At 42.1% G+C, this 12,231-nt stretch carries 6 protein-coding genes and 2 rRNA genes; all 8 read right to left on the bottom strand.

Annotated features, from left to right (window positions below; genetic code table 11):
* Positions 1–28: 28 nt before the first annotated feature.
* The 8 genes from cydD to DWV85_RS07925 all read right to left on the bottom strand — a co-directional run bounded on the left by cydD (position 29) and on the right by DWV85_RS07925 (position 12,222).
* Complete coding sequence (gene cydD, locus DWV85_RS07960; protein WP_123138492.1) at positions 29–3,616, bottom strand: thiol reductant ABC exporter subunit CydD; 3,588 nt, start codon at positions 3,614–3,616, stop codon at positions 29–31.
* Between the two features lie 200 nt (positions 3,617–3,816).
* Positions 3,817–4,836 carry a cytochrome d ubiquinol oxidase subunit II gene (cydB, locus tag DWV85_RS07955; RefSeq protein WP_123138491.1) on the bottom strand — a complete coding sequence of 340 codons (1,020 nt, stop codon included), beginning with the start codon at positions 4,834–4,836 and terminating at the stop codon, positions 3,817–3,819.
* Positions 4,827–6,215 (bottom strand): cytochrome ubiquinol oxidase subunit I, encoded by a 1,389-nt coding sequence (locus tag DWV85_RS07950; protein WP_120055702.1) that lies wholly within the window; start codon positions 6,213–6,215, stop codon positions 4,827–4,829. The genes cydB and DWV85_RS07950 overlap by 10 nt, the downstream gene beginning before the upstream one ends.
* A gap of 84 nt (positions 6,216–6,299) precedes the next feature.
* Positions 6,300–6,731: an Rrf2 family transcriptional regulator gene (locus DWV85_RS07945; RefSeq protein WP_004695360.1), complete on the bottom strand. Its 432-nt coding sequence runs from the start codon at positions 6,729–6,731 to the stop codon at positions 6,300–6,302.
* A 219-nt stretch (positions 6,732–6,950) separates the two neighbouring features.
* Positions 6,951–7,445, bottom strand: coding sequence for a MogA/MoaB family molybdenum cofactor biosynthesis protein (locus DWV85_RS07940; protein ID WP_060919836.1), 495 nt, complete (start codon positions 7,443–7,445; stop codon positions 6,951–6,953).
* 8 nt (positions 7,446–7,453) lie between these two features.
* The gene (locus DWV85_RS07935; RefSeq protein ID WP_123138490.1) at positions 7,454–8,314 is read right to left on the bottom strand and encodes a polysaccharide deacetylase family protein; all 861 of its coding nucleotides are present in this window, start codon (positions 8,312–8,314) and stop codon (positions 7,454–7,456) included.
* A 782-nt stretch (positions 8,315–9,096) separates the two neighbouring features.
* Positions 9,097–9,213, bottom strand: a 5S ribosomal RNA gene (gene rrf, locus DWV85_RS07930).
* 74 nt (positions 9,214–9,287) lie between these two features.
* Positions 9,288–12,222, bottom strand: a 23S ribosomal RNA gene (locus DWV85_RS07925).
* Positions 12,223–12,231: the final 9 nt, after the last annotated feature.

Raw genomic sequence — 12,231 nt, 5'->3', positions numbered from 1 at the left:
TAATAGATACTTTAAATGATATTTAGTTTTATTGAATACTTGCCATGGATAAATAACAATATTCATAGAAACGACCTTTAAGCGCCATTAGCTCTTCATACGTTCCATCTTCAACAATTTGCCCTTTATCCATAAATAAAATCCGGTCCATTTGTTCTAAACCTTCCAATTGATGCGTAATATATAGACATGTCCTACCCTCTACATAATGCATCAAGTCACGATGTAAGGCTTTTCTTGTGACTTGATCTAAGCCCTCTAAAGGTTCATCTAATAAAACGATTTTAGGATTGCGCAAGAACAATCTAGCTAATGCAACTCTTTGACGTTCACCACCACTCAAACCTTGCCCTCCACTCCCTACAATCGTATTCATACCTTCTGGTAATTTTTCAACTACCGATCGCAATGATGCACGATTAATGGCTAGCTCTAAATCCTCCATAGAAGCTTCAGGTCTTGCAAGTAGTATATTATCCTTAAAGGAAGCATTAAAAATATACGTATCTTGAGTTATAGTCCCCAATGCATTACGCCAAGTATCAATTGAAATATCCTTCAACTCCACCGAGCCTATACGAATGGATCCACCATAATCATATAACCTCTCAAGCATATTAAACAATGTCGTCTTTCCAGACCCACTAGCACCTACGATAGCAATGGATTCCCCTTGTTGAATATGTAGTCTGAGATTCTCATAAATATGGCGATATTCATCATAACCAAAGGATACATCTGTAAAAATAATATCCTCATTAGGATTAAATGATTTTGGTGATATAGGTTCTACAATAGATATCGGTTCATTACTGAGAGCCATGAGACGACTTGTGGCAACTTTACTTTCTGCACCATGATGAACAGCAGCAATCATAGGTTGTAACGCTTCAAACCAAGCCTGTGTGCCAATGGCAGCCACCGCTACCATAACACTAGCCCAAGCGCCTGTTAACACATTAGAAGCCATAATAGCTACAATAACTACAGTTAACTGAACGCCGCCTATGAATAGTGTATTACCCATATTCATGCCCCGCTCAATAGTACCTTTTTGAGCATCTACATTGCGCATCATATGCTGAATACGCTTATATACCATGTCTTCGTTACCATAACTAATCACATCTTCCAGACTATCCATAGTATCACTTAAAAGCGCTTTATAATCGCCTTGTTGAGGCCCAATCGTACGTAAAGATTCTTTATTATACAAATAAACAACCAAAGGTACTATTACACCTAAAACAAAGGCCGACAAAAGAATAGGTATAATCAAACTATTGTCAATTGTAGAAACTCCATATGCAATCAATATAGTCAAGGCAACGGCTGCTACGGGTGGGATCAAAGTGCGCAAGTAGAAGAATTGTAATACCTCTATATCCCCCATGATGCGTCCCAACATATCACCCGCCCCAAACCGTTTGAGTATAGCAGGTGCCAATGGTTCCAAATGAGCATAAAACCACAAGCGCAAGCCATAGAGTCCTTGGAATGCCATGCGATGAGATGTATAGCGCTCAAAATAACGACATACAGCACGACTAACACCGAAGAATCGAACTCCTACGATTGCAAGACTTAAATAAGTGAGCCCTGGTTGCAATGCGGCAGATGCCAATAGCCAAGAGGATACTGTTAAAAGCCCAACATTCATGAACACTGTTAAGAATGTAAATAGCAAAGCTAATACTAATGACCACTTAGCGGGACTCAATACAGAAAACAACAACTTCCAACCTTGTAAGCCCATATTAGAACCTTTTGCATTATCTTTAAAAGTCTCAGTATATTTAACAGATTTAACAAAATGCTCTGTGCCATTGATAGGTTTATCTATGACCAATGTATTCTCTGAATCAAATTGTTTCCCAATATCCAATGGTTCTTCAAGAGTTGCTGAAAATTGACCTAAGCCAGATGTAACAAGGTCTTTAAAATACCCCTCTTCTTCAAGTAGGTCATGATAAGAACCTTCTTGAAGAATAGATCCATTTTTCAAGACATATAGCTTAGATGCCCAATGCATAGTTTGTAATCGATGCCCAATAATGATGACAACCTTATTTTCCATCAAACGCTGAATAGCTGTACTTATAATGGCTTCTGTTTTTACATCTAGATGTGCTGTCACTTCATCAAGAATCAATACTTGACCCTTCCGGAGGAATGCACGAGCTAAAGCAATACGTTGCCGCTCGCCGCCACTAAGACCTAAACCGCCTTCACCGATAACCGCATCAAGCCCATCTTGTTTTCGATTAATAACATCTAATAGCTGAACTTCTTTGCACGCATCAAGAATCTCTGCATCACTTACATCCATACCAAAGGATAAGACCTCTCGCAAGGACCCTTTCATAATATGTGGATGTTGAGATACATAGATAATTTGCTGACGCCACCAGTTGATATCTAAATCACATATATCAATGCCATCGATAGTAACTGTTCCTTTCGGAGCCTGTAAAAAACCTCCAACAATATGGGCCATAGTAGATTTACCAGCTCCGCTTTCACCAACGAGCATAATAGGTGCATTACGTTCAACCTGCAGCGTAATGTGGTGTACCCCATTCTCACTATTTTTATAGGTGAAAGTTAAATCTTTAATTGCAATTTCCTGTATAGGCTTATCAAGTTTAGACTCACCACCTACTGGTAAAGAAGGTGGACGCTGCATGAATTCTTCATACTTCAGAATAGATGTTTTTCCTGCCATCCCTGTGTGGAAAGCTGCCCCCAATTGTCTAAACGGAGTATAGAACTCCGGCGCTAACAACAAAATAAAGAAGGCTGAAAAGAATGTGACTTCACCATCTAATAAGGTTAGACCTAAATATACCGCAATCAGAGCAGTACTAATTGTACTCACTAATTCAAGTACTAATGCAGATAAAAAGGCTACGCGCAACACGCGTAAAGTGGAATCTTTAAACTCTTGAGATAATCGACCAATAACCTTAATTTGATCCTTTGCACGGCCAAAGAGCTTTAGCGTAGTAATCCCTTGTAGTACATCTAAAAAATGCCCCGATAAGAAGCTCATACGTTCCCATTGTTCCTTATTTAATCGATCAGCTTGCTTCCCAATCAAGATCATAAAAAATGGAATTAAAGGCACCGTAACAATCAAAATAATACCAATTATTGGTAATGTATTTACAATGGCAATCCCCATAATAAGAGGAATCATAATAGCATATAAAATCTGCGGAATGTAACGTGCTATGTAAGCATCTACTTGTTCTAAACCATCGGTAAGCATATGGATGACATCGCCATGACGTTCCTTATGCTGTACACCGAGCTTAAACATATGCTCCAAAGAGCGTTCTCTAAAGGATGCTTTTACAGCACTTCCCAAATGATTTGCTACCGCCTCTTGAACGTAATGAGCCACCAATCTCACAATAATAGCAATAAACAAATAAATAATGGTGTTCGTTTCGTCAGCTAGTGTATGCTCCAAAAATATAAGATTATTTATTAAGGTTCCAAAGAACCAGGCTTGCCCAACAATGGACAGACTTTCTACTAAACAGGTTAAGCCGAGTAGCACAAACTGTCCTTTATGTTCTAGCAGCGCTTTAAATGCGGTACGCTGTATCATACTATCCTCTACGGTAAATCTATTTAAATATATAAACTCAAACAAATTTAAATCCCTATTACTAAGCCTACAAGAGTCCAAGTGAATCTAAATTTATCAATATTATATTCATCTTACCATAAAAAAGAGGCGTGCCGCTACGGCACGCCTTACATTAAGACCTAATTTTTACAACTTACATAAGTTGTAAAGCTATGCTATTAATAGTGTAAATCTTTTTCTGTTACACGATGACGGAATGTCCAATATACCCAAGATTGGTAAACCAAAATAATTGGCACAAATACGAAGGCTACACAAGTCATCAAAGTCAACGTATAAGTAGAGTTAGCTGCATTAGTAATAGTCAAGCTCCACTCAGGATTCAAAGAAGAAACCATGATGCGAGGGAACAAACCCGCAAAGTATGCAGCTGTTACAGAAATAACAGATAAACAACTGAATAAGAAACCCCATTTTGTATTTCGAGTGCGTGCTGCACCCCAAGAAATGAGGAAGGACACGATAGCTAATGCAAAGCAAACTATAGCTAATACAGAATTAAACAAATCTGTATACACGTAAGTTGCACCTACCAATGCCAATGCACCGATAGCTGTAGGAACACCTACTACCAAGGATGTCGCACGAGCGCGCTCAGAAACAGCACCAGCTGTTTTAATAGAAGTAAATAAACCACCATGGTATGTAAATACCAAAATGAACGCAATACCACAAAGTATGGTGTATGGACTTAATAAATCAAAAAATGTACCAACATATGTCATACTTGCATCAATTGGAGTACCTTGAATCAAGTTACCTACTGTAATCCCCCACAATAGTGCAGGAATCAAGGAACCAAAGAAGATGCAGTAGTCGAATGTTTTACGCCATAACAAATTAGGGCTCTTAGAACGGAATTCAAAGGATACACCACGAATAATAAGAGCTGCAAGCATCAAGAATAGAGCCAAGTAGAATCCACTAAATAATGTAGCATACACGTGAGGGAAGGATGCGAATAATGCCCCTCCGGCAGTAATCATCCAAACTTCATTACCATCCCACACAGGACCTAAGGCATTGATCATTTGTCGACGTTCAACGTCAGTTTTACCAATGAATGGTAACAAAATACCAGTACCATAGTCAAAACCTTCTAATAAGAAGAAGCCAGCGAATAGTACAGTAATTAAGATAAACCATACCACTTCAAGGTTATTAAAAATTAATTCCATAATCTTGCCTCCTCTTTTTCAACTACATCATGAGATGGATTTCCATCTGGACCTTTTTTAATGTGTTCTACAGCAAGGTAGATAGCCGCGATAGCAGCCACGATATACACAAGTGTAAAGCCGATGATTGTAGTCATAATTTCTGGAGCCGTTACGGATTTAGACGCACCATCTGCAGTCAATTGCAACCCATATACAAGCCATGGTTGACGACCTGCTTCCGCTACAAACCAACCAGTGGAGTGAGCGATGAATGGCAATGGCAACATCCAGAACATAATTTTTAAGAATGTACGGTTTTCAACAAGCTTGTCTTTTGCATTTAGGATAAGACCTACAAAGGCAACAAGTAACATAAGAGAACCAGATGCTACCATGACACGGAATGTCCAGAAGATTGCTGGAACATCTGGAATATAGTTGCCAGGGCCATATTGAGCCTCCGATTTTGCTTGAAGGTCTTTGATACCTTCTACCTTACCAGACGTAAAGGAGTTTTGAGTCAAGAAGGATAAACCACCAGGAATTTCAAGAGCACCTGTATTCTTTTGTGCTTTAGTATCAATATTAGCTACCAAAGAGAATGGCGCTGGATCTTGTGTTTCCCACAACGCTTCCATAGCAGCCATTTTCATAGGTTGTACTTTTGTGATGTATTGACCTTGATGATGACCAGCTAATGCACCTAAAGTACCAAATACAAGGGCGATAACCATGCCCCATTTAGCGGAGCGGCGGTAGAACTCTGTCGCATTATTACGCAATAAGTGCCATGCACTGATTGCCATAATAATTACACCAGCTGTTAATAAACCATTCAATACGATATGGAAAAATTGTCCAGGTACATAGCCATTTTGAACGATGGTCAGGAAATTTTCCATCTCTGCACGGCCATTGCGTAATACAAAGCCTACAGGATGTTGCATAAAGGAGTTTGCTACGAGAATCCAGAACGCAGATAAGTTAGTACCTAACGCTACAAATGTAGCTACAAGGGCGTGAACACATTTGTGTAAGCGGTCCCAACCGAAAATCCAAACGCCCATGAATGTAGATTCCAAGAAAAATGCCATTAATGCTTCAAGGGCCAATGGGGCACCAAAAATGTCACCCATAAAACGAGAATATTCTGCCCAGTTCATACCGAAATGGAATTCCTGAACAATACCAGTCACCACACCCATGGCAAAGTTAATTAGGAACAATTTGCCCCAGAACTTAGCCATTTTTTTGTATACTTCTTTACCAGTTGACACATAGGTCCACTCTAAAGCAGCAACAATCACTGTCATGCCTAGTGTGAACGGCACAAATAACCAGTGATAGATAGATGTTAGCGCGAATTGCAATCGGGCTAAATCTACAGCTTCAAACATGTGTTTTCCTCCTTAGAATAAAATACTAACATCACTTGACGAGCTTTTACAAAAAACCTTGCATCATTGCGACTGTAAAAAAGCTCAAGCCTCAGCACCAATCAACTGTTCTCTTTGGGCAAGGGTCTTAAAATTAACCGCTTCCAACTGATTAATCAATTGATGCTGAATCACGCCCATTGCTTCATTTATAGCGCAATGTCCCTTACAAGACTTAGAGCAAGAACCTACATCATATAAACAACGTTGTAAATACGCATCCCCTTCTACTGCTCTAATTACATCAAGCAACGAAATCTCTTGAGGGCTTCGATTCAGGGCAAACCCGCCATCTACACCTCGGAAAGATTTCATAATTCCTGCTGCAATGAGACTACGCATAATCTTGAGCAAAAAGCGTTCTGGAATCAACTCTTGCTCAGCCAATACAGCACCAGTTATCTTCGAGCCCGAAGGTAGTAGCGCCATATGCAAGACCATGCGAAATGCATAATCCGTGGCCTGATTTAACTTCATAAAGTCTCCTTTCTCATGCACTCGGACAAACGTATTACTAAATCTAGTATAAATGAAATAAAACAATACTGCAATGGTATTGTTTTAAACAGAATAAATTAATTCACTTACTTCTCATGCTCATATTTTATGGATCAATTACCTACTTTTATATCCATCAAATATTGATTGTCATCATATATAAAAAGACTGCTCTCAAAAGAACAGTCTCCATATATATTATTTTGTAATTTCTCGCACCAAATGGCCCATTTCAGGAATGATGAGTTTGCTCATCGCTAAGGTGACGGCCCCAACAGAGCCAGGAATAGAAAACATCAAAGTGTTATTCTTAACACCAGCTTCTGCACGAGATGCCATTGCTTTTGTTCCAATATCCTCCGTATAGGATAAATATCTAAAGATTTCACCAAAACCTGGAATATGCTTTTCATATAAGCTATTTACCGCCTCGATGGTAACATCTCTCATAGCAATACCAGTTCCCCCAGTAGATATAATGACATCAATAGACTCATCATTACACCATGGAGTCATAGCATTTATTATAGCCTCACAATCATCAATTACAATTTTTCGATCTGCTACAATATGATTTGCTGCTTCCAAAAATTCTTGAACCTTGTTGCCTCCTTTATCAGTTTCTAATGTACGAGTATCAGATACAGTTAATACTGCAACACGTAATGGTCTTGCTACAACTTCGTAAGACATAGTTCCTCCTAAAATAAAGGCACAATAGACGCCAATATCGGCCATCCATTATCGCGTAATGTATCACGCAATGCCCATGTATACTTAATAAGCGGTGCACAATGTAGGCGCAACCAGAAAGATAAATACGGTGTATCTCCTTGGAATACAGCTAGTCGATTTAGAGCATATAAATTATCCCCTGGCTTTACTGTTCCTGGTTGAACTGTGAAAGCCATTTTATACCCAGACTGTTTAGTAACATATTGAACGAGCATATCATTAAAACCACCAGGATACGCCAAATAATTGATAGGTTCTCCTAAAATACCTTCCATAGATGTTTTACCACCGAGAATGGCATCAGGCAATTCTGTAGGATCCATATGAGTTAGTATCTTATGATGATTTGTATGCCCTTGAATATCAAATCCTGCCGTCTCCATTTGACTCATTTGTGCTGTATTTACAAAACCAGGCGTATTGGCTGCGTCACTAATCATGAACAAAGTAGCTTTCATATTATATGCTTTTAATATAGGCAATGCATGTTCATAATTATCTACATAACCATCGTCAAATGTTATTACTATAGGCTTCTCTGGTAACTCCGTACCATTTTGCAAATACTCATACAATTGATCCAATGTTATCGTATGATATCCATGATTATGGAGGTATTCCATCTGCTCCTTAAACTGATCCACATGCAATGTTAAAGCAGAGTGTTTCTCATCATTTATTTGATGATAATTAAGTACCGGTACACCATATAACTTATAATTTGAAGACAGACCCCACATAGCCCCAATAGAAACCGCTAAAATTGCAATACATATTGCAATACAATATAACAACTTTTTAATACAGCTCTTGCCATATTTATACATATAAAATAATCACTCCCATCGACTTACATACATAATGAGAATACCACATATAAGTGGCTATTATCAAGAAAATCTCTCATAAGATTAATATAAAAACGGTTGATGCAATGAATCTGTCGTCGCTTAATTCTTATTACCTTTAACTTTCCCTACTTGCTTCCTCACTGTGGATTTCCCTTCACCGCTTAGCAGTTCGGTAAATCTTACGTTCGGAAGAAGGTGGTGTGTGAGCCCCATACGTCGTTTCACTCCTCTGTGGCCTCACACCCTACCCTTTCCACGCCGTCTCTATTGATCAATACACATAGACAATACTTCTACAACCTTGGCTGAAAACGGCTCTAGAAGGAATTAGAATGTGCTCGTTAGAGCACAAAAATAGAGGGCCAACCCTTTATAGGGTTGACCCTCTATTTCGTTAATCAGCGAGTTCTTATGTACGGTTCTTTGCTCCAGGATACTGGGTGTTCGTCGCTGTGGATGGACCTATGTAGCTGCGCTACATATCCATCTTACGCTCCGAAATAAGCGATGCAGTGAATCTGTCATCGTTTAATTCTTATTACCTTTAACTTGCTCTACTTGCTTCCTTACTGTGGATTTCCCTTCACTGCTTCGCAGTTCGGTAAATCTTACGTTCGGAAGAAAGTGATGCAGTGAATCTGTCGTCGCGTTGCTCCTCCATCTTCTACTGCCCTACTTTTACTGCCCTGCTCACCAGGTCCCCTGGGAGGATAGGAAGCCATACAAAAAAAGACACACCCTCAAGTGTGCCTTTAATCAATCAGCGGCTTCCTATCCTCCCAGGCCGTCTCCAGCCAAGTACTTTCGGCGTTTATGAGCTTAACTACTGTGTTCGAGATGGGAACAGGTGGATCCTCATAGCCATCGCCACTGAATCTGTCAGAGTTTGTACTCTGAAAACCACATAGAAGTATATATATTTGTTGCACATTCTGCTTAATGTTTTGTTTAAGTAAAGCCCTCGATCGATTAGTACCAGTCAGCTCCAAACCTCACGGCTCTTCCACACCTGGCCTATCTACCATGTCGTCTACATGGGATCTTACTAGCTTTTGCTATGAGAAACCTCATCTCAAGGCTGGTTTCACGCTTAGATGCTTTCAGCGTTTATCCGTCCCGAACGTAGCTACCCAACTGTACCCTTGGCAGGATAATTGGTACACCAGCGGTTCGTCCACTCCGGTCCTCTCGTACTAGGAGCAGCCCCCTTCAAGTTTCTTGCGCCCGCGATGGATAGGGACCGAACTGTCTCACGACGTTCTGAACCCAGCTCACGTACCACTTTAATCGGCGAACAGCCGAACCCTTGGGACCTACTTCAGCCCCAGGATGTGATGAGCCGACATCGAGGTGCCAAACCTCCCCGTCGATATGGACTCTTGGGAGAGATTAGCCTGTTATCCCCAGGGTAGCTTTTATCCGTTGAGCGATGGCCCTTCCACTCGGCACCACCGGATCACTAAGCCCGACTTTCGTCCCTGCTCGACCTGTCCGTCTCGCAGTCAAGCTCCCTTCTGCCTTTACACTCTTCGAGCGATTTCCGTCCGCTCTGAGGGAACCTTTGGGCGCCTCCGTTACTCTTTTGGAGGCGACCGCCCCAGTCAAACTGCCCGCCTAAGACTGTCCGGCCGGTCGTTACTCGGCCCGTTAGAAATCAATTAATGAAAGGGTGGTATCCCAACAGCGACTCCCCTAAAACTAGCGTCCTAGGTTCTACGTCTCCCACCTATCCTGTACATTCATTAACTAAGTTCAATCTTAGGTTGCAGTAAAGCTCCATGGGGTCTTTCTGTCCAGTCGCGGGTAACCTGCATCTTCACAGGTACTTCAATTTCACCGGGTCCCTCGTTGAGACAGTGCGCAAGTCGTTACACCTTTCGTGCGGGTCGGAACTTACCCGACAAGGAATTTCGCTACCTTAGGACCGTTATAGTTACGGCCGCCGTTTACTGGGGCTTCAATTCAGAGCTTCGACCGAAGTCTAACCCCTCCTCTTAACCTTCCAGCACCGGGCAGGTGTCAGCACCTATACATCAGCTTTCGCTTTAGCAGGCACCTGTGTTTGTGGTAAACAGTCGCTTGCGCCTCTCTTGTGCCACTCATTCATGCTCCAAGCGTTGCTGCTCTTCACACTACATGAGTCCTCCTTTTCCCGAAGTTACGGAGGCATTTTGCCGAGTTCCTTAACGAGGGTTTTCCCGCGCACCTTAGGATTCTCTCCCCGCCTACCTGTGTCGGTTTTGGTACGGGCGATGTGTCTCTACCTAGAAGCTTTTCTCGACAGTGTAGGATCAATCACTTCGTGACTATCGCTAGTCACTCGTCATCACATCTCAGCTTTTAGAGCTACGGATTTGCCTATAGCTCAACCTACCTGCTTAAACACGCACTTCCAATCGCGTGCTGACCTACCTTACTGTGTCACTCCATCGATCAAACGATTCACACCGGTACAGGAATTTCAACCTGTTGTCCATCGCCTACGCTTTTCCGCCTCGGCTTAGGTCCCGACTTACCCTGAGACGACGATCGTTGCTCAGGAACCCTTAGGCTTTCGGTGGAATGGATTCTCACCATTCTTTTCGCTACTCATACCGACATTCTCACTTCTCATCAGTCCACAACTCCTTACGGTACTGCTTCAGCCCGATGAGAACGCTCCCCTACCCATATACATTGCTGCATATGACACGACTTCGGTTTTACACTTTAGCCCCGGACATTTTCGGCGCAGAGTCTCTCGACCAGTGAGCTATTACGCACTCTTTAAATGGTGGCTGCTTCTAAGCCAACATCCTGGTTGTTTTGGAAATTCCACATCCTTCGCCACTTAGTGTAACATTGGGGACCTTAGTCGGTGTTCTGGGCTGTTTCCCTCTTGACAATGGACCTTATCATTCACTGTCTGACTCCCGAGTATAAGTATAGCCATTCGTAGTTTGACTAGGTTCGGTAACCGGTATGGCCCCTAGCCCGATCAGTGCTCTACCGCCTATACTCTCTACCTCGAGGCTAGCCCTAAAGCTATTTCGGGGAGAACCAGCTATCTCCGTGTTCGATTGGCATTTCACCCCTATCCACAACTCATCCCAAAGCTTTTCAACGCTCACGAGTTCGGTCCTCCACACAATTTTACCTGTGCTTCAACCTGGCCATGGATAGATCACTACGGTTTCGGGTCTACTATTACTAACTATACGCCCTGTTCAGACTCGCTTTCGCTGCGGCTCCATGTTTTCCACTTAACCTCGCTAGCAACAGTAACTCGTCGGTTCATTCTTCAATAGGCACGCCGTCGTCCTGATATATATACAGACTTCGACTGTTTGTAGACATACGGTTTCAGGTTCTCTTTCACTCCCCGCCAGGGGTTCTTTTCACCTTTCCCTCACGGTACTATGCGCTATCGGTCGATATCAGTATTTTGGCTTGGAGGGTGGTCCCCCCTGCTTCCCACAAGGTTTCACGTGTCTCGTGGTACTCTGGATACAGTCCCATGTATGCAAGGTTTCGATTACAGGGCTTTCACCTTCTACGGCTGAGCTTTCCAGCTCGATTCTTCTACCTCATTTACACTTGATGACTGTCCTCAACCCCGGTGCGGTTGCCCGCTCCGGTTTGGCCTCTTTCCCGTTCGCTCGCCGCTACTAAGAAAATCTCGTTTGATTACTGTTCCTCTGGGTAATTAGATGTTTCAGTTCCCCAGGTGCCCTCCTCATAGTCTAAGCTATGGGTGACAGTGCATAACCACTGCCGGGTTCCCCCATTCGGAAATCTACGGGTCACAGGTTGCTTGCACCTCTCCGTAGCTTATCGCAGCTTACCGCGTCCTTCTTCGGCTGATATCGCCAAGGCATCCACCGTACGCCCTTAAAATCTTTACTTATTTTACG

The sequence above is a fragment of the Veillonella sp. AF13-2 genome (assembly GCF_003603295.1).
In the GTDB taxonomy this organism is placed as follows: domain Bacteria; phylum Bacillota; class Negativicutes; order Veillonellales; family Veillonellaceae; genus Veillonella; species Veillonella parvula_E.
The sequence above is the reverse complement of the archived record's forward strand: the minus strand, read 5'-3'. Positions and strand labels throughout refer to the sequence as shown.

Bases quoted from the DNA above. Each gene is read 5' to 3' on its own strand.
- DWV85_RS07945 (WP_004695360.1), bottom strand. From the start codon at position 6,731: ATGAAGTTAAATCAGGCCACGGATTATGCATTTCGCATGGTCTTGCAT.
- cydD (WP_123138492.1), bottom strand. From the start codon at position 3,616: ATGATACAGCGTACCGCATTTAAAGCGCTGCTAGAACATAAAGGACAG.
- cydB (WP_123138491.1), bottom strand. From the start codon at position 4,836: ATGGAATTAATTTTTAATAACCTTGAAGTGGTATGGTTTATCTTAATT.
- DWV85_RS07940 (WP_060919836.1), bottom strand. From the start codon at position 7,445: ATGTCTTACGAAGTTGTAGCAAGACCATTACGTGTTGCAGTATTAACT.
- DWV85_RS07935 (WP_123138490.1), bottom strand. From the start codon at position 8,314: ATGTATAAATATGGCAAGAGCTGTATTAAAAAGTTGTTATATTGTATT.
- DWV85_RS07950 (WP_120055702.1), bottom strand. From the start codon at position 6,215: ATGTTTGAAGCTGTAGATTTAGCCCGATTGCAATTCGCGCTAACATCT.